Source organism: Bacillus pinisoli (genome assembly GCF_023036475.1).
Lineage (GTDB): Bacteria > Bacillota > Bacilli > Bacillales > SA4 > Bacillus_BS > Bacillus_BS pinisoli.
The window spans coordinates 243,780-264,957 of record NZ_JAJQKI010000002.1; the positions used below are offsets into that span (position 1 = coordinate 243,780).

18 protein-coding genes are annotated in these 21,178 nt (G+C 37.1%); all 18 read right to left on the reverse strand.

What is annotated here, in order from left to right; genetic code table 11:
- Positions 1-96 precede the first annotated feature (96 nt).
- The 18 genes from pnp to pyrH all read right to left on the reverse strand — a co-directional run bounded on the left by pnp (position 97) and on the right by pyrH (position 21,068).
- Positions 97-2,220, reverse strand: a complete 2,124-nt coding sequence (gene pnp, locus LT143_RS03640; protein ID WP_246939812.1) for a polyribonucleotide nucleotidyltransferase — start codon at positions 2,218-2,220, stop codon at positions 97-99.
- A 578-nt stretch (positions 2,221-2,798) separates the two neighbouring features.
- A complete protein-coding gene (rpsO, locus tag LT143_RS03645) occupies positions 2,799-3,068 on the reverse strand; it encodes a 30S ribosomal protein S15 (RefSeq protein WP_246939815.1) in 270 nt (89 codons plus the stop codon).
- Between the two features lie 122 nt (positions 3,069-3,190).
- Positions 3,191-4,135, reverse strand: coding sequence for a bifunctional riboflavin kinase/FAD synthetase (gene ribF / locus LT143_RS03650; RefSeq protein WP_246939817.1), 945 nt, complete (start codon positions 4,133-4,135; stop codon positions 3,191-3,193).
- A gap of 31 nt (positions 4,136-4,166) precedes the next feature.
- Positions 4,167-5,075 (reverse strand): tRNA pseudouridine(55) synthase TruB, encoded by a 909-nt coding sequence (gene truB, locus LT143_RS03655; protein ID WP_246939819.1) that lies wholly within the window; start codon positions 5,073-5,075, stop codon positions 4,167-4,169.
- Positions 5,076-5,173: 98 nt separating this feature from the next.
- Complete coding sequence (gene rbfA, locus LT143_RS03660; RefSeq protein ID WP_246939821.1) at positions 5,174-5,533, reverse strand: 30S ribosome-binding factor RbfA; 360 nt, start codon at positions 5,531-5,533, stop codon at positions 5,174-5,176.
- Positions 5,534-5,547: 14 nt separating this feature from the next.
- A complete protein-coding gene (locus tag LT143_RS03665; protein WP_246939823.1) occupies positions 5,548-5,826 on the reverse strand; it encodes a DUF503 domain-containing protein in 279 nt (92 codons plus the stop codon).
- Positions 5,826-8,000 carry a translation initiation factor IF-2 gene (gene infB, locus LT143_RS03670; RefSeq protein ID WP_246939825.1) on the reverse strand — a complete coding sequence of 725 codons (2,175 nt, stop codon included), beginning with the start codon at positions 7,998-8,000 and terminating at the stop codon, positions 5,826-5,828. Before infB ends, LT143_RS03665 begins: the two co-directional genes overlap by 1 nt.
- 16 nt (positions 8,001-8,016) lie before the next feature.
- A complete protein-coding gene (locus LT143_RS03675; RefSeq protein ID WP_246939828.1) occupies positions 8,017-8,322 on the reverse strand; it encodes a YlxQ family RNA-binding protein in 306 nt (101 codons plus the stop codon).
- Positions 8,322-8,600, reverse strand: coding sequence for an RNase P modulator RnpM (rnpM, locus tag LT143_RS03680; RefSeq protein WP_246939831.1), 279 nt, complete (start codon positions 8,598-8,600; stop codon positions 8,322-8,324). Before rnpM ends, LT143_RS03675 begins: the two co-directional genes overlap by 1 nt.
- A 13-nt stretch (positions 8,601-8,613) precedes the next feature.
- Positions 8,614-9,714, reverse strand: coding sequence for a transcription termination factor NusA (nusA, locus tag LT143_RS03685; protein WP_246939834.1), 1,101 nt, complete (start codon positions 9,712-9,714; stop codon positions 8,614-8,616).
- 275 nt (positions 9,715-9,989) lie between these two features.
- Positions 9,990-10,463 carry a ribosome maturation factor RimP gene (rimP, locus tag LT143_RS03690; RefSeq protein WP_246939837.1) on the reverse strand — a complete coding sequence of 158 codons (474 nt, stop codon included), beginning with the start codon at positions 10,461-10,463 and terminating at the stop codon, positions 9,990-9,992.
- Between the two features lie 301 nt (positions 10,464-10,764).
- Positions 10,765-15,084, reverse strand: coding sequence for a PolC-type DNA polymerase III (locus LT143_RS03695; protein ID WP_418909799.1), 4,320 nt, complete (start codon positions 15,082-15,084; stop codon positions 10,765-10,767).
- 254 nt (positions 15,085-15,338) lie between these two features.
- The gene (gene rseP, locus LT143_RS03700; protein WP_246939840.1) at positions 15,339-16,598 is read right to left on the reverse strand and encodes an RIP metalloprotease RseP; all 1,260 of its coding nucleotides are present in this window, start codon (positions 16,596-16,598) and stop codon (positions 15,339-15,341) included.
- Between the two features lie 13 nt (positions 16,599-16,611).
- Positions 16,612-17,760, reverse strand: a complete 1,149-nt coding sequence (locus LT143_RS03705; RefSeq protein ID WP_246939844.1) for a 1-deoxy-D-xylulose-5-phosphate reductoisomerase — start codon at positions 17,758-17,760, stop codon at positions 16,612-16,614.
- A 36-nt stretch (positions 17,761-17,796) separates the two neighbouring features.
- Positions 17,797-18,585 carry a phosphatidate cytidylyltransferase gene (locus tag LT143_RS03710; RefSeq protein ID WP_246939847.1) on the reverse strand — a complete coding sequence of 263 codons (789 nt, stop codon included), beginning with the start codon at positions 18,583-18,585 and terminating at the stop codon, positions 17,797-17,799.
- Positions 18,586-18,602: 17 nt separating this feature from the next.
- Positions 18,603-19,376, reverse strand: a complete 774-nt coding sequence (locus LT143_RS03715) for an isoprenyl transferase (RefSeq protein WP_272495676.1) — start codon at positions 19,374-19,376, stop codon at positions 18,603-18,605.
- Between the two features lie 410 nt (positions 19,377-19,786).
- The gene (frr, locus tag LT143_RS03720; protein WP_246939850.1) at positions 19,787-20,344 is read right to left on the reverse strand and encodes a ribosome recycling factor; all 558 of its coding nucleotides are present in this window, start codon (positions 20,342-20,344) and stop codon (positions 19,787-19,789) included.
- 1 nt (position 20,345) lies between these two features.
- The gene (pyrH, locus tag LT143_RS03725; protein WP_246939853.1) at positions 20,346-21,068 is read right to left on the reverse strand and encodes a UMP kinase; all 723 of its coding nucleotides are present in this window, start codon (positions 21,066-21,068) and stop codon (positions 20,346-20,348) included.
- Positions 21,069-21,178 lie beyond the last annotated feature (110 nt).

Sequence of the window (21,178 nt, forward strand, 5' to 3'; positions counted from 1 at the left end):
AGTAAAGCATCCTAGTATTCAACAAATTTCATGAAGTTGCCTTTTAAAAAAAGAAGCTGGGTGCCCAGCTTCTTCTAGTTTTTATGTTAGGCTCTGTTAAGATGTTGGGTTTGCATTTTCTGCATCTTTTTGTTCTTTTAGCACTACTTTGCGTGATAAGTTTACACGGCCTTGTTTATCAACCTCTGTAACTTTTACCAAGATCTCATCGCCGATGGCAACGACATCTTCCACTTTCCCTACACGTTCTTCTGCTAATTCAGAAATGTGAACAAGTCCATCTTTACCGCTAAATAGTTCAACAAAGCAGCCGAATTTTTCAATTCTCTTAACTTTACCTAAGTACATTTGTCCAACTACAACCTCACGGACTATGTCTTCAATAATCTTCTTAGCTTTTTGATTCATTTCTTCATTTACTGAAGAAATAAATACTGTGCCATCCTGTTCAATATCAATTTTAACGCCAGTTTCTTCAATGATTTTATTGATCTGTTTACCACTTGGACCAATTACATCTCTAATCTTATCTGGGTTAATTGTCATTGTTAAGATTTTAGGAGCATATTGTGACAATTGTGTACGTGGCTCGTTAATTGTGCTTAACATGTGTTCTAAAATGTGAAGTCGTCCAACACGAGCTTGAGTCAATGCTTCTTCTAAGATTTCACGTGAAAGGCCTTCAATTTTAATATCCATTTGAAGAGCTGTTACACCTTTTGCCGTTCCAGCTACTTTAAAGTCCATATCACCTAAGTGATCTTCCATTCCTTGGATATCAGAAAGGATTGTATAATCGTCACCTTTCTTCACAAGTCCCATTGCAATTCCAGCTACAGGAGCTTTAATTGGAACACCGGCATCCATCATAGCCAATGTGCTTGCACATATACTTGCCTGAGAAGTTGAACCATTTGATTCTAATACTTCAGATACAAGACGAATGGTATAAGGGAAATCTTTTTCTGATGGAATAATTGGTTCAAGCGCACGCTCCCCTAAGGCACCATGTCCAATTTCGCGACGACCTGGTCCTCTCATTGGTCCAGTTTCCCCAACACTAAATTGTGGGAAGTTGTAATGGTGCATAAATCTCTTTTCCTCTTCAATACCTAAGCCGTCTAGTATTTGAACATCTCCAAGTGCTCCTAATGTACAAACACTTAATGCTTGAGTTTGTCCTCTAGTAAACAAACCTGAACCATGTGTTCTAGGGAGAAGCCCAATCTCGGAAGCAAGTGGACGAATCTCATCTTGTTTTCTTCCGTCAGGACGAATTTTTTCTTGTGTGATAAGACGACGTACTTCTTCTTTTACAAGGATATACAGTACTTCAGAAACCTGACCTAGTACCGCTTTTTCTGCTTCTTTTGCCTCATAATGAGCCATTACTTCCTTTTTAACTTCAGATATTGCATTTTCTCGCGCATGCTTTTCATGTACTTGTACAGCTTTATTTATTTTTTCTTCCGCTAGAGCTCGTACTTCTTTTTCTATTTCTTCATCAACTTGGTAAAGAACTACTTCACGCTTTTCTTTACCAACGCTTGCAACGATACTCTCTTGGAATTCGATTAAACGTTTAATTTCCTCATGGCCAAACATAATCGCTTCTAGCATGACTTCTTCAGGAACTTCATCAGCACCTGCTTCAACCATGTTAATCGCATCTTTCGTACCAGCAACCACTAAATGAATGTCTGACTTCTCCATAAGCTCAATAGACGGGTTAATGATAAACTCATCATTAACTCTTCCTACAGTTACACCAGCAATTGGGCCTTCAAATGGTATATCAGATATACTTAGTGCTAAAGAAGAACCAAACATCGCTGCCATTTCAGAAGAACAATCCTGATCCACACTCATAACGATACTAATTACTTGCACCTCATTACGGAAACCTTCAGCAAATAACGGACGGATCGGTCGGTCGATTAAGCGACTAGCTAGAATAGCTTTCTCACTTGGACGACCTTCACGCTTAATAAACCCACCAGGGATTTTTCCAACTGCATATAATCTTTCTTCATAATTTACCGTTAACGGAAAGAAGCTTAAATCTTTTGGCTCCTTAGATGCTGTTGCTGATGATAATACAGCAGTATCTCCATAACGAATTAATACAGCCCCACTTGCTTGTTTTGCTAACTGTCCTACTTCAACGGTAAGCGGACGCCCTGCCCAAATTGTGGAGAAGACTTGCTTTTCTTGTCCCATATATGTACCCCTCTCTTGCATATCTTATTTCCTATGTATAAAGTCATAATAAATAACTATCCATAATAATATAGTATTTCCTATATTATTTAAAACATATCAATTGTCTGTATATATGTAAATATTTTTCACAATAAAACGTATAAAATACGTCTTATCTGTTATATATTGTCAGTTTCTTGTTGAAGGTTTATGCGATGCGTTTAGGGTCAGGTTAAGCGATTTGTGCAATTTTAACCGAGGCACATTGTATTCAAAGCCTAAGCTTTACAAAAGGCTATTTTCTAAACGATCTATACCCTGCATTTATCATTAATATGAGCTTGATAACTATAATGCAGCTCAGTAAGCAACAAAGTTATAGACAAACAAAAAGAACAAAAGGCGCAAGCGCCCCGTTTAGCCTAAAGTCTGTCCTTGGTAAGATCCAAGTGTAATTGACCTCAGGAGGGCTGGGTGCTTGCGCTAAATTACGCTAGACTTTAGCATGAATATTTTTTTATACTAATAAAAAAGCGGGATTTCTATCCCGCTTTTTTAAGTGGAGGACACATTTAGTACCTCCAGAAAACGACCTATTATCGACGTAAACCAAGCTTGTTGATTAGTTCGCGATAACGTGTAACGTCTTTGTTTCTTAAGTAGTTAAGTAAGTTACGACGCTTACCTACCATTTTTAAAAGACCACGACGTGAATGGTGATCCTTCTTGTGTGTACGTAAGTGATCATTTAATGTGTTGATTTGCTCTGTTAGGACAGCAATCTGTACTTCTGGTGAACCAGTGTCAGAAGCATGAGTCTTGTACTCATTAATGATTTCGTTTTTACGCTCTTGTGTTAAAGCCATCCTTTTCACCTCCTAATTTTCATCCCCAATTACCGAGCAAGCGTCGGTGACTCGACTTGCCAAGCAATGGTTCATAACATACGCTTACTATCATACCTAATCTAACATCATAATGCAAGTTTTTAAAGTTTTACTTTAAAAATTTCTTTTGCTTCTTTCACATCTATATGAATTCTTGTAACAAGTTCATTAATACCGTTAAATTTCTGCTCGTCACGAATCCGTGAATGGAATACCAGTTCTATATTTTCACCATAGATATTTTCTTTAAAGTCAAAAAGGTGAACTTCAATAGACTTCTCTGTTAAATTTTGATGAAAGGTTGGTTTATATCCGATATTACAAACTCCTCTAAAAGTTTGACCTAATACCTCCATCTCAACAGCGTACACGCCCGTTTTGGGAAGGTGGTAAGGTTCCTTTAATTGAATATTTGCAGTCGGAAAACCAATCGTACTCCCTCTTTTTTCTCCATGAACCACTTCACCAGTAATGCGATAATATCTGCCAAGGAGACCAGCAATTTCGTCAACTTGACCATTATTTAGCAACTCACGAATGGAAGTGGAGCTTACTTTTTGATTCTCTACTACCACTTTATCAATTACAGTCTGTGTAAACATCCCCCGAGAGTGGAATGGTAAAGTTTCCATTGTTCCCTTACCCATTTTGCCATAAGAGAAATCAAATCCAGCCACTACATGTTGAACATGTAAGCCAATTATGTATTCATCAACAAACTGCTGTGGAAGCAATTGTGAGAATTGTTCCGTAAAATTCACTATATATAGTTCATCAATACCAAGAGACTCAATTGCGTTTATTTTTTCTTGTAGAGGAGTCAACACATGATGAATAGCTTTTTCTTTTCTTAGCACGACAGAAGGGTGTGGATGAAAGGTCATTACTGCACTTTTCATACCTTTTTGTCCTGCTATTTCTTTTGCAGTTAGAATCACCTTTTGATGGCCCAAATGTACACCATCAAAATAACCAAACGCCATAACCTTATTTGACATTGTATCAGTGTTTGTTTGTGGTGGATGGCTTATATAAATTGTTTCCACGTCGATCACCTGATTTCTATTTAATCCCCCGCTAAATAGAGAGAACCTTCGTTGGTTTCATTAATCCTGTTTTAGTAGGATGTTTTTCATAAATGGCAAGTGCCTGCCCTGACTGATCAGTTATTAGTACATGATCATGTTCAAGCAGAACCGTAGTCATCTCAAGAACTGCACCATTTTTGACTTTTATTGCTACTTTATCATCAATTTGCAAGTTAGGCAAATGGTTTAGAGCTCTCTCCATTGGAATAAGTAAAGATTGAATGGAGTTTGTTTCTACTGCTTTTTCAATTTGTTCAAATGTTAAACACTCTTCTATTTGAAAAGGTCCAGAAGCAGTTCTAATAAGATGTGACATGTGTGCAGGAAATCCTAACTCTTCCCCAATAGTAACTGCAAGTGTTCGGACATAGGTGCCTTTACTGCATGTTACCTTAAACCTAAAACTTATTTCTGAACCGACAAACTCATCGCGATCATCTAATAATTCAAATTTGTAAATTGTAATGGTTCGTGTTGGTCGTTCAATGGTTATACCTTTTCTAGCATATTCATAGAGTTTTTTGCCATTAACTTTAACTGCTGAATACATAGGAGGCGTTTGCTGTATTTCACCAGTAAGTTTATTTAAAACATCTAATATCTCAGAACGCGTAATAACTCGATCAACTGGTACTTCCTCTATTTTTTCTCCTGAGCTATCTTCAGTAGTCGTAGAGTAACCTAAAGTTACTTCCCCCACATATGTCTTATTATTCCCCGTCATGTATTCAGCAATTTTTGTAGCTCGTCCAATGCACAATGGAAGCACTCCGGTTACATCTGGATCAAGTGTACCGGTATGTCCTATTTTCTTGGTTTTTAGTATTTTTCTCATCTTAAAAACGCAATCATGAGACGTTAGTCCCTTGGGTTTATGTAATAGTAGTATTCCTTCCATCTGTACCTCCGTGGTCACAGTTATGTTTCAATCTAGTCAAAAAGACAAAGTTGTAAACAAAACTGGATAGACGTATGTCTATCCAGTTTTATTGTTCTCTATGCTTCATCTTGCCTAGTGGATTTATTTAGTTCAGCCAGTAAGTTTTCAATACGATTACCGTAATCAACAGACTCATCGAATTCAAAAGAAATTTCTGGTGTCTTACGTAAACGAATTCGTTGGCCAATCTCACTTCTAATAAACCCTTTCGCTTTGGCTAGGCCTTTTAGTGTGTTCTGCCTTTGTTCGTCATCTCCCAGAACAGAAATGAAAACTTTAGCTTGCTGGAGATCTCCAGTAACTTCTACATCTGTTACTGTAACAAACCCAATACGTGGATCTTTTATTTTACGCCCGATAATTTCACCGAGCTCTTTTTTCATTTGCTCTCCAACTCGAGTTGCACGTAAACTCATACGATCACCTCGTTTTAATACCATTCAAAATTTGTAACGGCTCTTTCTATTTCCGGAAAGGAGTCAATCAACTTAATACAGTTTTGCAACTCTCTTTCAGTTGCCTGTTTTGAAGACGTAATGGCAACAATACCAATGGTCGTTCGTTGCCATACGTCCTGATGATTGATTTCTGAAACCGAAACATTATACTTTTGTTTAAGTCTAGATAAGATTCTTTGAAGAACTGCCCGCTTCTCTTTTAACGATTGTGCATCATAAATGAAGCATTCACATTCTACAAATCCAATCATTATCTCTTAATTTCCTCCATGACATAAGCTTCAATGATATCTCCTTCTTTAATATCATTGAACTTTTCAACGGTAATACCGCACTCATAACCTTGAGCGACTTCTTTTACATCATCTTTAAAACGTTTTAATGTATCCAGTTGCCCTTCAAAAATAACGATGCCATCACGGATTACACGTACACCACTGTCACGGGTGATTTTCCCATCTGTTACGTAACTTCCAGCGATTGTACCTACCTTTGAAACTTTAAACGTCGTACGAACTTCTGCCTGACCAATTACTTTTTCTTCAAACTCTGGATCAAGCATACCCTTCATAGCAGACTCAATTTCATCAATAACATTGTAGATAATTCTGTGTAAACGTACATCAACATCTTCTTGCTCTGCTGTCTTCTTAGCATTTACATCTGGTCTAACATTAAATCCGATCACAATGGCATTAGATGCTGATGCTAAGATGATGTCTGATTCAGTAATAGCTCCTACACCAGTGTGGATGATTTTTACACGTACACCTTCTACTTCAATCTTTTGAAGGGAAGCTGCAAGTGCCTCTGCTGAACCTTGAACATCCGCTTTAACGATAATATTAATGTCCTTAATATCACCTTGCTTAATCTGTTCAAATAAATCATCTAAACTCAATTTAGCTTTATCTCCACGTTGTTCAATAAGCTGTTTCTGCGCACGCGCTTCACCAACAGATCTAGCCATTTTCTCATCTGCAAAGACCATAAATTGATCACCAGCTTGAGGAACTTCGTTAAGACCTGTTATTTCTACTGGCGTAGAAGGACCTGCCTCTTTTACACGACGTCCTATATCGTTAACCATAGCACGAACACGTCCAAACGCTGTTCCTACAACGATTGGATCACCAATTCGAAGTGTACCATTCTGGACTAGAAGGGTAGCAACAGATCCACGTCCTTTGTCCAATTGAGCTTCTACAACAGTACCTGTTGCAAAACGCTTAGGGTTAGCTTTCCATTCTTCAACTTCACTTACTAATAAAATCATTTCCAACAACTCATCGATGCCTTCACCGTTTAATGCCGAAACTGGTACAAAGATTGTATCTCCACCCCAAGCTTCTGGTACTAAGCCGTGTTCAGTAAGCTCTTGCATTACTCGATCTGGATTAGCTGAAGGTTTATCCATTTTATTTACAGCTACAATAATTGGCACTTCTGCTGCTTTAGCATGGTTTACTGCTTCAACAGTTTGAGGCATAACACCATCATCAGCAGCTACAACAAGGATCGTAATATCTGTGATTTTTGCACCACGTGCACGCATTGTAGTAAACGCAGCGTGACCAGGAGTATCTAGGAATGTGATCTTTTTGTCATTTACAACAACTTGATAAGCACCAATGTGCTGTGTAATCCCACCAGCTTCTCCTTCTGTCACTTTTGTGTTACGAATAGAGTCAAGTAGAGTTGTTTTACCGTGGTCAACGTGTCCCATAATTGTTACAACAGGAGGGCGAACTTGAAGGTCCTCTTCTTTATCTTCCATATCATAGCCTTCAAACTCTGTTTCCTCGTAGACAATCTCTTCTTCAACTTCCACTCCGTATTCACTTGCCATTAGTTCAATTGTATCCTTGTCAAGAGTTTGGTTAATGGTAGCCATTACACCTAATCCGAAAAGCTTTTTAATAATTTCAGAAGGCTCTTTTCCAAGAGAAGCGGCTAATTCTGAAACAGTAAGTGAGCCAGAAAAAGTAATTTTCTCAGGTAATTCAGTTACCTTTGTAGGTGTAGACTGTTTTGTGTTTTTCTTATGAGCATTCTTTTGGAAAGCTACTTGCTCTTGATTACCTGTTTTCTTATTGTCTTTTTCTTTACGCTTATTAGCACCCTTCTTTTTACGAGGCTTATTATCTACTTCATCGTCCTCTTCATAAGCAGCAGCCTTATTCTTAACATTTGCTGCTGGTGCCTCTGCTTTCTTTTGAGGAGAAGCAGCTTGCTTATTCTCGGTAGCTTTTACTTCTGTTTCGTTTGACCCGCTAAATCGTTGGTCTAGCTTTACAACAACATCGTCCTCGATTGTTGTCATATGGTTTGATACTTCGACATTTAATTCTTTTAATATATTAATCACTTCTTTACTTGAAATGTTTTGCTTTTTTGCATATTCATAAACACGTATTTTACTCATACGTTCACCCCCGAATTTATTCCTCGAGCAATGTGTTCAGCTTTCTAGCAAATCCCTCATCCTGTATTCCGATAACAACTCTAGCGTCTTTCCCTATTGCCTGGCCTAGTTCATACCTGTTTTCAACACGGCGAAGTGGAATTTTATAGAAAGCACACTTATCAGTTATTTTCTTTTCAGTATTTTTTGAGGCATCCAAAGATAATAGCACAAGGCTTACCTTGCTTCGTTGGATTTCTTTAACAACCAATTCCTCCCCAGAAATTATCTTCCGTGCTCGAGCAGCTAGTCCTACAAGAGATTTCCATGGTTGTTGATTCACTATTGTTGACTCTCCTTCGCTTCTACTAATGCTAATAATTCCTCATAGATAGAGTCATTGATTTTGGTTTTCAATTGACTGGCCAATGTGTTTTTCTTTTTAGCCTGTAGGATAATATCTCGATCCTTACTTACATAAGCACCGCGACCAGCCTTTTTTCCAGTCAAGTCAATCGAAACGTCCCCTTCCTTTGAGCGGACAATCCGAATGAGTTCTTTTTTATCTTTCATTTCTTGACTCGCTACACATTTCCTTAAGGGAACCTTACGATTTGCCAACTTACTTCACCTCTTACTCTAATTCCTCTACTGGTAGCTTGTAATTTTCTAATGACTCACCTGAACCAACAATCCCCAGCTTCTCAGCATCAGAATGACTCTTAATATCTATTTTCCATCCTGTTAATTTAGCAGCAAGACGTGCGTTTTGACCACGTTTTCCGATAGCAAGTGAAAGTTGATTATCTGGAACGATAACTGTTGTTGCTTTCTCTTCTTCACTTACAATTACTTCTTCCACTTGAGATGGACTTAAAGCGTTAGCTACAAATTCAATTGGATCCTTTGACCATTTCACGATATCGATTTTTTCACCCTTTAGCTCGTTAACAATTGCTTGCACACGTCCTCCTTTAGGACCTACACAAGAGCCAACAGGATCTAAATCTGGATTGTCAGTGTGTACCGAGATTTTAGAACGGTCTCCCGCTTCACGTGCTACAGATTTGATTTCAACAGTACCATCAAAAATTTCTGGCACTTCTAGCTCGAATAATCGCTTTAATAAACCAGGATGTGTTCTCGATACAAATATTTGAGGACCTTTGGTTGTTCTCTCAACTTTTGTAATAAACACTTTAATTCGGTCATGTGGCTTATACGTTTCGTTAGGCATTTGTTCAGCTGCTGGAAGAAGGGCTTCAATCTTTCCTAAATTAACATAAATGAATCTAGCATCTTGACGTTGTACAATCCCAGTCATGATATCTTCTTCACGGTCAATAAATTCAGTATAGATGACTCCTCTTTCTGCTTCACGCACGCGCTGTGTCACTACTTGTTTTGCCGTCTGTGCAGCAATACGTCCAAAATCTTTTGGAGTCACTTCAATTTCAATAACATCCCCAACTTGATAATTAGGGTTAATTAATCGTGCTTGCTCTTGTGAAATCTCAAGTCTTGGGTCGAACACATCGTCAACAACATCCTTACGAGCAAATACTCTCATTGAGCCGCGCTCAGGATTTACATCTACCCTGACATTTTGAGCTTGATTAAAATTTCGTTTGTAAGCAGATATAAGTGCTGCTTCAATTGCATCTAGCAAGATATCTTTACTAATTCCCTTTTCTTTTTCTAACATGATAAGGGCATCTAATAGCTCACTACTCATTTTTCTTGGATCCCCCTTTAAAGAATCAACTGTATTTTCCATATCTTTTACAATTTAAAAGGTCCTGTATCTTTAACATAACCCATACTAAAGGAAAGCTTGTTTATCCAAGCAAACTTCCTATTCTAAGAAGGCCCATCTTTTATTACTTCCTTTTCCTCACTCTTAAAAACCGAGTGCCACAAAAAGCGGTCTCCTGTTTCAAAAAAAGACATGCTCTTTCTGAAACAGGAGCAGGAATGAGAAGTAATAAAGTAAGACTTGCGTCTAAATTACTAATTAAATGTAACGGCAAGACGTGCACTTGCAACCTTTTCAAATGGGATTGTTGTTACTTTCTTTCTAGTCTTAATCATGTAGGCCACTGTCACAGACTCCCCATCATAATTGAGTAGTTCACCTTCGAATTGTTTTTCACCATCGATTGGCTCATACGTTTTAATAAAGACTTGTTTGCCAATAGCCTTTTCAAAATCCTTGGATTTTTTTAAAGGGCGTTCAGCACCTGGTGACGAAACTTCCAAGAAATAAAGATGTGGAATTGGATCTGTTTCATCAAGACGTTCACTCAAACGTTCACTAACAGTACCACATTGTTCAATATCAATCCCATTACTTGAATCTATATACACTCTTAGAAACCAATCTTTACCTTCTTTTACGTACTCAACGTCAACTAATTCTAGATCTAATTCATTAAGTATAGGTGTAACTAATCCCTCTACGACTTCAGTAACTTTTTGACTCATTTATACCCTCCTTACTTTACACTTTCATATAAGCTCTTTTCTATAACTTTGTTGTTTTCTACGTTTAATCCGTTTACGGACATTTTTCAAAAACAACAATACTATGATCAGCCTACATATATAAGGTTTGATTAAAATTCCCTGCTTATTAGCAGGGATTACTAGTTATTATGTAAAAAAACTGACAGTAATACGAAAGAGTGGGTTTCCCCACTCTTCATCACGTCCTATTCATAGCATTTCCTCTGTTACTATAACATAATCACCTGTTTTATGCAAATAATAACAAAACCTGAAAACATTAGAAAAGAGACAATTGATTTTGATCTGGTAAGTCTTCTAAGCATCCTTGACTATCAAGATATTCCAAGATAGTTTTAGATATTTTACTTCGCTGCTGGAGATCTTCCTTAGATAAGAATTCTCCTTCCCCTCTTGCTTTTACAATATTTAATGCAGCATTTGTTCCTAATCCAGGAATAGAATTGAATGGTGGAATTAAGGTGTTTCCTTCCACAATAAACTCATTAGCACTAGAACGATATAAATCTACTTTTTGGAACGAATAGCCACGTTCACACATTTCTAATGAAATCTCAAGTACCGTCAACAGGTTCTTTTCCTTCGTTGAGGCATCAAATCCCTTGGCATTTATTTCTTCAATCTTTGCCTTAATTGCATTTGAACCTCTTACCATTGCTTCAATATCAAAATCCTCCGCTCTAACTGTAAAGTATGCAGCATAATAAAGGATTGGATGATGAACTTTAAAGTAAGCAATACGAACGGCCATTAACACATAAGCTGCAGCATGGGCCTTAGGGAACATATACTTTATTTTCAGACAAGAGTCAATGTACCAGTCGGGTACATTATTATTTTTCATTTCCTGTATCCAATCGTCAGGAAGCCCTTTACCTTTACGTACGTTTTCCATTATCTTAAACGCTAGGGAAGGCTCTAGTCCCTTGTATATTAGGTATACCATGATGTCATCACGACAACCGATTACTTCACTCAGGGTACAAATTCCGTTTGCAATGAGCTCCGATGCATTCCCTAGCCAAACATCAGTACCATGTGATAGACCTGATATTTGAACTAATTCAGAAAATGTTGTTGGCTTTGTATCTTCAAGCATCTGTCTAACAAATTTCGTTCCAAACTCAGGGATACCTAAAGTTCCCGTTTTACACATGATTTGTTCTGCAGTTACACCTAAAGATGAAGTTCCTCCGAAAATCTTCATAACTTCAGGATCATCCGTTGGGATTGTCTTAGGATCAATACCACTTAAGTCTTGTAACATCCTGATAACTGTAGGATCATCGTGTCCAAGTATATCAAGCTTTAACAAGTTATCGTGAATGGAGTGGAAATCAAAATGTGTCGTCTTCCACTCAGAAGATGAATCATCAGCCGGGAATTGTATAGGTGTAAAGTCAAACACTTCCATATAATCTGGTACAACTATAATTCCACCTGGATGCTGTCCAGTTGTTCTCTTCACTCCTGTACATCCTGAAACAAGTCGGTCTACTTCTGCACTTCGGATTGTTAAATTGTGATCGTTTGCGTACCCTTTCACATAACCGTAAGCTGTCTTCTCAGCCACTGTACCTATCGTTCCTGCACGAAAGACATTATCCTCTCCAAACAGAACCTTTGTATAGTTATGTGCTTTGGGCTGATATTCACCTGAGAAGTTTAAGTCGATATCTGGTACTTTATCCCCCTTAAAACCGAGGAAGGTTTCAAATGGAATATCATGACCGTCTTTTTTAAAGCGAGCCCCACATTCTGGACAATCTTTATCAGGTAAATCAAATCCGGAACCAACTGAACCATCATCAAAGAACTCTGAATGTTTACATTTTGGACAAACATAATGAGGTGGTAATGGATTAACTTCAGTAATCTCCGTCATCGTCGCAACAAAAGAAGATCCTACCGAACCACGTGAACCTACTAGATAACCATCATCAAGTGATTTTTTAACTAGTTTGTGGGAAATTAGATAAATAACAGCAAACCCATGTCCAATAATTGATTTAAGTTCTTTCTCCAATCGGTCTTCAACTATTTGAGGTAAAGAATCCCCATAAATTCTACGGGCCATCGCATAACTCATTTCACGCATCTCTTCATCGGCACCTTCAATTTTAGGAGTATATAAGTCATCTTTTATCGGCTTCACTTCTTCAATTAAGTCCGCAATATAATTCGTATTAGTAACTACTATTTCTTTAGCTTTTTCAACACCTAAAAAGGAGAACGCTTCGAGCATCTCATCCGTCGTTCTAAAGTGTACCTTTGGTAAGCGGTGTCGGTTTAGAGGATTGGCACCACCTTGTGAATTTACAAGAATCTTTCGATAGATATGATCTTCATGGTCAAGGTAGTGAACGTTTCCTGTTGCTACAACAGGCTTTTCTAGCTTTACACCGAGTTTTACTAGGTTTGTAATAATATCTATAAGAGCTCTTTGGTCTCTAACTAGTTCAAGTTCTATTAGATGTGAGTACACTTCAGGTGGATGTACTTCGATATAATCGTAAAACTGAGCAACTTCTTCCACTTCCTCAGGAGACTTTTGCATCATTGCTTCAAATACTTCTCCTTTATCACAGGCAGAACCGACTAATAGTCCTTCTCGATGTTTCATTAACTTGGATCTCGGTATTCTTGGCACTCGATAGAAATATTCTAAGTGAGATATTGAAATCAGCTTAAATAAATTTTTAAGACCTGTCTCATTTTTTGCTAGTAACGTAATATGTGATGGTCTTGCTCTCTGATAAGCATTTCCTTGACCCATATTATCGTTTAATTGGTCGTGATATTCAATTCCACGTTCAAGAGCATCTTTTAACATTTTCATTAACAGATAGCCGGTTGCCTCCGCATCATAAATTGCACGGTGATGTTGAGTTAATTCAATATCAAACTTTTTACATAACGTGTTTAAACGATGATTCTTCATTTCTGGTAGTAAGAATCTAGCTAACTCCAGTGTATCAATTACAGGATTTTGAGCTTTTTCATATCCGAGTTTCTTTAAGCCGACATTAAGGAATCCCATATCAAAACTAGCATTGTGGGCAACTAAACAATCGTGGCCAATCCAGTTTCTAAATCGTTCAATAACTTCAGCTACCTCTGGAGCATCTCTAACCATATCATCAGTTATTCCAGTTAAATCAATAGTTGTTGCAGATAGAGGGTGATGAGGATTAGCGAACGACTCAAATCTGTCTATAATCTGACCTTCTTTAATTTTAACAGCAGCAAGTTCAATAATAGTATCGTAAACGGCAGATAGACCAGTGGTCTCAACGTCAAAAACAACGTACGTATCTGTTGCCAGTAGTCTGTGCTGTTCGTTATATGCAATCGGTACCCCGTCATTTACTAAATTTGCCTCTAGACCATAAATTACTTTAATTCCGTTTTTCTTTCCTGCAGAGTATGCTTCTGGGAAAGATTGTGCAACCCCATGATCTGTTAAGGCAAATGCTTTATGTCCCCACTTCTTTGCTTGTGCTATTAATTTACTTACAGAAGTAACGGCATCCATTTGACTCATAGGTGAATGTGAATGAAGTTCTACGCGTTTTTCATCATCTGGAGCTAAATCCTGTCTTTTTACAGGTTCGATCTCCTGTATATCATTTGCCATCATGACAAGGTCACGGATGAATGTATCGTTTTGGACTCCACCTCTAACTTTAACCCACATACCTTTTTTAACTGACTGAAGTAATGGTATATCTTCTTTATCTCTTGAAAACATCTTAACAAGGAATGAGCTTGTATAATCTGTCATTTTAAAAGTTAGCAGATGTCTTCCGCTTCTCAATTCTTTTGTCTCAGCATCAAAAATATACCCTTGGATAACCACTCTTCTTTCCTCTTCTTGAATAGATTGAATGGATATTGGATCTTCTTTAATGGTATATCCAATGGTTAGAGGACCACTTTGTTCATGTGCAGGTTCTTTCTCTTTCTTTTGCATTTCTGTGATAGCAGCTAATACTTTGTTTCGGTCTTCTTGCTCTTTTTGCTCAACAAATTTATCAAATTCTTCCTGAGAATATTCAACCGTCGTTTCAATTTGCATTGTTGGAAACCCAAACTCCTCCAACTTTGCACTAATAGCTTGTCCATATTTTTTCTTTACTGTAATGGCTTCTGCATCATTTCTCGCTTTAATAGTAATTTTCGCACCTTGTAATGATGGAGTTTGATCCTTTAATAATGGAAGAAACATAGGAGAAACCGTTTCAAGTCTGTCAATACAAATCGGCCAATACTCAATAATGTCCTTTTCCAGTACATTTTTCTCAATTGCTTTGACAGAAAAACTTACCGTTGCAATATGCGAGAAGGCCTGAACAAGCTTGTTTGAAAATAGTTCAAAAATGGTAGCCGGTAATAATGTCGGCCAAATAAAAGAGAAGTGCCATGTATTTGCAACAGGATGGACATATACTTTCTCAATTCCTGCTCCTTTAAAATAATCTTTTACGTCTCCAGTAATATCTATTTGCTGTAATAGGATTCCAAAACGATCTATTTGTTCTGTTGAAAGGTCTATCACGAATAGATCTCTCCTCTCCATGTCATGCGGTAGTTAATTTCACTCGAGTAATTAAGGTTAACACTTTCTAAAGTACTCTTCTGAAATATTGAAGGTACCCCTTAATTGCTGAGGTACCTTTTTGGTCTACTTCTATTTTACAATAAATCTTGTAATTGTCTCGATTAGATTTTCAGTATTTATTTCCAATCCTTCATCTTTACTTTCCTTGACTCACTTGCTACATGTTACAAATCAATAGCTCTATTCTCATACTATGTTACTTTAGATACCTATTAGATATCAAATATACGTTGGATATCATTCCAAGTAACAACTAACATTAAGAGCATTAAAAAAGCGAATCCAACAAAATGAACCAAACCTTCTTTTTGACGATCAATCGGTTTTCCTCTAACTGCCTCGACTAAAAAGAACATTAGTCTGCCCCCATCTAAAGCAGGTAATGGTAATAAATTTATAATCCCAAGATTTATACTTAAAATAGCTCCCCATCTCATCAAATTATATATGCCGGTCTGTGCTACTTCATCAGTTGCTGAGTAGATTCCAACTGGACCAGATAGCATATCAATAGAGAATTGACCAGTAATTAATTTACTAAGTCCGACTAAGATTTCCTTTGTCCAATAATAAGTTTGAGTGAATCCATACTTAACAGAACTTATAACACCCTTTTCTACTGGACTGTAGACCCCAATGACACCATACGTTTCATCGCCTGAAGTTGCCTTTCCAGGAGTAATCAGAAGATCAATTGGAGTTCCTGCACGATCGATTGTAAACGATAACTCCTCTTCAGGGTGTTCGCGAATGATGTTAACAACATCTTCCCAAGTTGATACATCGACCCCATCAATGGTCTGTATAATATCCCCTTGTTGTAAACCTGCCTGATCAGCAGGACTTTTTTCTACAATCTCACCCAGTCTTGCCTCATTTACTGGGCTACCTTGTAAAAACCCAAGTAATAAGAAGATTACTAAAGCTAACAGAAAGTTCATTGCGGGTCCTGCAATAATGGCCATTGTTCTCTGTCCAAGCGTTTTTGAGCTGAACTGTCTATGATAGGGAGCAATCTGTGTTTCTTGTCCATCAATGACAAACACAGCTTTTTCATGAACTGAAAAACGTTCTAACTTTTCTTCATCTTGCTCATATCCGGCAATATAAAGCTGTTTTTCAAGATCCGCTTCTTCTACTTCAATGACTCTAGCATGAGGAAACTTATCTTTATTATTTAATATAATTTTAGTGACTTCATTTGCAGAATTTATGATTAATCCAACATGATAACCCGGTTTAACATCTATTGTCTCAGGGTCCTCTCCTGCCATTCGCACAAAACCACCGATTGGTAACAATCGTATTGTGTAGACCGTTTCGTCTTTTTTAAAAGAAAAAACTTTTGGTCCAAACCCTATTGCAAATTCACGGCATAAAATACCTGCTCTCTTTGCAAACACTAAGTGCCCTAATTCATGAAAAAATACAAGTGCACCAAATATAATCACAAATGCTATGACTGTATTCAATAATAACCCACCTTTACTGTAGTAGTGATGTTACATACCTTCTAGTCTCTTCATCAACTTGTTGAATAGTTTGTAGATCTGGTTCGTGAATAGTTTGATGCGCTTCTAAAGCATTCTCAATTAAGTTCTCAATTTGTAAAAAGCGTATCTTACCAGATAAAAATGCTTCTACCGCTACTTCATTTGCAGCATTTAACACTGTAGGCATCGTTCCACCCACTCTTCCTGCTTCATAAGCCAATGCTAAACACTTAAATCTTTCAAAATCAATTTTATTAAAATGAAGTGTCCCCATTTCCCATAGGTTCAACTTTTTTGCTAATGGCAATGGTAGTCGGTTTGGATAGGTTAACGCATACTGAATTGGAACTCTCATATCTGGTGTGCCAAGCTGTGCGATTACACTTGTGTCATCATATTCGACCATTGAATGAATAATACTTTCTTTATGTAAAATTACTTCAATTTTTTCATATGGTAAATCGAAAAGCCATTTAGCCTCTATCACTTCAAGTCCTTTATTCATCATCGTAGCTGAGTCTATCGTTATCTTAGCGCCCATAGACCAATTTGGATGAGCAAGTGCTTCTGTTACCGTCACATTTTCAAGTTGTGATCTTGTTCGATCTCGGAAACTACCGCCTGAAGCTGTTAAAATTAATCGGCTTATTTTAGATTGGTCTTGTCCAACTAGAGATTGGAATATTGCCGAATGTTCACTATCAACAGGCAACAAGCTGACATTGTTTTCCTTAGCCACCTTTGTAACAATTTGTCCAGCCGTCACAAGAGTCTCTTTATTAGCAATCGCAATTGTCTTCTTTTCTTTAATTGCTTCTAAAGTTGGAACTAATCCCACACTGCCTAAAACAGCATTAACAAGAACTTCTGCATCTGGGTGTGTTGCTACCTCAACCAATCCTTCATGACCGAAAACAACTTTTCCAGGATAACAAATCTGATTAACTACCTTTTCTTTGTCCTCTTTTGTTAATACAGAAATAAGACTAGGTTTGAATTCATTAGCGATCTTCAATCCAAGTTCAATATTTTTTCCAAATGATAGAGCTACAACTTGAAATTCTTCTGGATGAAGCCGAACAATATCAAGTGTTTGAGTACCTATTGAACCAGTAGCTCCTAATAAGCTAATTTTTTTCATATTTACGCTCCTATTGCTAACATGCTAGTCAAGCTACTAAATAAACTGAAGAAAATGAAAAATTGGTAGTACAAATAAAAGACTATCAAAGCGATCTAGTATTCCACCGTGACCTGGTAAAATAGATCCCGAATCTTTAACATGATAATGCCTTTTTAAAGCAGATTCAACCAAGTCTCCCATTTGCCCAAATATTGATAATAATATTGTAATAATAATCACCATCAGTAATGACTCATTTATTGGCAAGATCATATGAAAGATAAAGGCAATTATTAATGCACACACAATACCACCTATTGATCCTTCAACTGTCTTATTGGGACTAATTTCTGGCCAGAGCTTTCTCTTTCCCATAGCGCGACCAACAAAATAAGCTCCTGAGTCAGTTGCCCAGATTACAAACATAGCAAAGAACAAATATTTTAATCCTTGTTCATTAATTTCTATAAAGTAATAAAAACCAATTCCTATATAAATCGTAGCTAAAATAATAAAAGCTGCATCATCAAAAGTAAAAAGATTCTTTGTAATAACAGTATAAGATAATAAAAAAACCACAGCTAATAGGGCAATCTCAACCTTGGTAACATTTAACTCGCTAAAAAAGTTAATGCTAGTAGTTGGATATAAAAGTACCCATATTAACAATACACTTAGTATACCTGGAAACGTAAGGAGAGAGATTTTTTTCATTTTTAACAATTCATAAATGGAGATTGTTGCCAACAAATAAATCAAAAGAGTGAACGGCAAACCTCCAATGATCACTATTGGCAAAAAAACTGCAGCAGCTAAAACTGCTGTTAATATTCGTTGTTTCATATAAATGTCATCACCCTTTATACGCCCCCATAACGACGGTGTCTTGCTTGAAACTCATGAATAGCTTCAAGTAACTCATTTTCAGTAAAATCTGGCCATAACACATCAGTAAACCAAAATTCAGTGTAGGCAAGCTGCCATAGCATGAAATTACTTAGTCGATATTCACCACTAGTTCGAATTAATAGGTCGGGGTCGTTTATTTTACTAGTCATTAAATATTGTGAAATCAATTGATCATTGATTTCATCTTCAGGAAGATGTCCTGATTTAACATCAGCTGCTATTTCTTTAATTGCTTTTGTAATCTCATCTCGCGATCCATAATTTAGTGCAAAATTAAGTATTAAGCCTGTATTATCTTTTGTGTCTACCATTGCTTTTTCTACTGCTCTTCTAGTATGTGATGGTATCTCTTCTGGATTCCCCATCATCTGCACTCGAACATTTTGAGTAATCAGTTCTGGTAAGAACGTACCTAAAAATTCTTCAGGTAATTTCATTAAGTACTCAACTTCTTGTTTAGGTCTCTTCCAGTTCTCTGTTGAAAAGGCGTAAAGAGTTAACACTTCAACTCCCAACTCATTTGCAGTTCTTGTAATTCTACGAACTACTTTCATGCCCTCGTGGTGTCCAGCTATGCGAGGTAATGCCCTTTTATTTGCCCATCTACCATTACCATCCATTATAATGGCAATATGCTTAGGAATAGGCTTTGACATAACATCTTCTTTTGTAGGTGATATTACATTCTCTTTTTTATTATTCCAACGTTTTAGTTTATCAAGCATCCTCTTATCCCCCATCATTACCATTATAAACAAAGCTTATCCACAGTTCAAAAAAACTTAAGCTACCGTGTATTCATAAAGCTCTTTTCTAAAACTTTGCTTTTGAACTACTTTATCTGAAGTTAAGCTTATTATAAACGACAAAATGCCATAATTATATTTTAGAATAGAGCAACTCTCTCTATCTAAAGCACTGGATATTGTACTACCGAGTAAAAATCCGCCTTCCTGAGATTTTTACGTAAGTAACATCTTAACAAATTACAGCCATTCATAAGCATGATATTCTAATTATATTTATTGATTGTAAGGATCTATCCCTATTACGTATCCTATACAAAAAACAATTTAAAAAACCCCCTAAATATAGAGGGTCTATAATACTACTCATTATTTTACCGTCTAATGGCTTAAACTGCCATAATTTCTTTTTCTTTTTCTTTCGTTACGTTATCAATTTGCGCAATATGTGCATCCGTTTCTTTTTGGATGTTATCAGTGAAACCACGTAATTCGTCCTCTGTGATTTCTCCATTCTTTTCAAGTTTCTTCAACTCGTCATTACCATCACGGCGGATGTTACGAATTGCGACTTTCGCTTCTTCACCGTACTTTTTCACTAGTTTCGTTAATTCTACACGACGCTCTTCTGTAAGAGCAGGGATAACGATACGAATTACCGAACCATCGTTTGTAGGTGTGATCCCTAAATCAGACTTTAGGATTGCTTTTTCGATCTCCCCTATTGATGTTTTATCATAAGGTGTAATAAGAAGCATTCTTGCTTCAGGTATATTAATAGATGCTAATTGATTAACAGGAGTTGGTGCACCGTAATAATCAACTGTAATTTTATCTAATAATGATGCACTTGCTCGACCTGCACGGATTGTAGCAAGTTCACGTTGATAAGCTTGAATTGCTTTGTCCATTTTTTCTTTTGCATTCTTCACAACTTGTTGAGTCATTTTACTTCCCCCTCACAATTGTTCCAATGTTTTCACCTAACACTGCACGCTTAATATTTCCTTCTTCCATAATAGAGAATACGATTAATGAAATATCATTATCCATGCATAAAGAGGACGCTGTTGAATCCATAACAGCTAAACCTTCTTTTAATATATCTAAGTAAGATAATGTTTCATATTTTGTAGCTGTTTTATCAATCGTAGGATCAGCACTGTAAACGCCATCCACATTATTTTTTGCCATTAAGATTACTTCAGCTTCAATTTCTGCCGCACGAAGAGCTGCTGTTGTGTCCGTTGAGAAATATGGATTACCGGTACCAGCAGCAAAAATTACTACTCGACCTTTTTCTAAGTGTCTAATCGCTTTTCTACGTATGTATGGCTCTGCTACTTGGCGCATCTCAATTGATGTCTGAACTCTTGTTTGGATACCAAGATTTTCCAGACTATCTTGTAGTGCGAGTGAATTCATCACGGTAGCTAACATTCCCATATAATCTGCATTAGCACGGTCCATACCCATTTCACTACCGGCTTTACCACGCCAGATATTTCCGCCTCCAACTACTACTGCCACTTCGACTTTCATATCCGCAATCTCTTTTACCTGTTTAGCAATTGATTGAATGACAGACGGATTTATTCCAAAACCTTGATCTCCAGCAAGTGCTTCTCCACTAAGTTTTAGTACAACACGTTTGAATTTTGCAGACGTCATGTTTACCTCCTGCGAACCAAGTAATTTATGTAGGCTCTTTAAGCCTTGTTTAGTCCTGATTTTTTATTTCCTTTTGAAAATAGGGAACACAGTGTGTTCCCATTAGCATG

Coding starts and splice junctions, on each gene's coding strand:
- rbfA (WP_246939821.1), bottom strand. CDS start 5,533: ATGAGTTTACGTGCAACTCGAGTTGGAGAGCAAATGAAAAAAGAGCTC.
- pnp (WP_246939812.1), bottom strand. CDS start 2,220: ATGGGACAAGAAAAGCAAGTCTTCTCCACAATTTGGGCAGGGCGTCCG.
- rpsO (WP_246939815.1), bottom strand. CDS start 3,068: ATGGCTTTAACACAAGAGCGTAAAAACGAAATCATTAATGAGTACAAG.
- LT143_RS03695 (WP_418909799.1), bottom strand. CDS start 15,084: ATGGAGAGGAGAGATCTATTCGTGATAGACCTTTCAACAGAACAAATA.
- LT143_RS03665 (WP_246939823.1), bottom strand. CDS start 5,826: ATGATTGGATTTGTAGAATGTGAATGCTTCATTTATGATGCACAATCG.
- LT143_RS03705 (WP_246939844.1), bottom strand. CDS start 17,760: ATGAAAAAAATTAGCTTATTAGGAGCTACTGGTTCAATAGGTACTCAA.
- pyrH (WP_246939853.1), bottom strand. CDS start 21,068: ATGACGTCTGCAAAATTCAAACGTGTTGTACTAAAACTTAGTGGAGAA.
- infB (WP_246939825.1), bottom strand. CDS start 8,000: ATGAGTAAAATACGTGTTTATGAATATGCAAAAAAGCAAAACATTTCA.
- LT143_RS03710 (WP_246939847.1), bottom strand. CDS start 18,585: ATGAAACAACGAATATTAACAGCAGTTTTAGCTGCTGCAGTTTTTTTG.
- truB (WP_246939819.1), bottom strand. CDS start 5,075: ATGGAAGGAATACTACTATTACATAAACCCAAGGGACTAACGTCTCAT.
- rimP (WP_246939837.1), bottom strand. CDS start 10,463: ATGAGTCAAAAAGTTACTGAAGTCGTAGAGGGATTAGTTACACCTATA.
- LT143_RS03715 (WP_272495676.1), bottom strand. CDS start 19,376: ATGCTTGATAAACTAAAACGTTGGAATAATAAAAAAGAGAATGTAATA.
- frr (WP_246939850.1), bottom strand. CDS start 20,344: ATGACTCAACAAGTTGTGAAGAATGCAAAAGAAAAAATGGACAAAGCA.
- nusA (WP_246939834.1), bottom strand. CDS start 9,714: ATGAGTAGTGAGCTATTAGATGCCCTTATCATGTTAGAAAAAGAAAAG.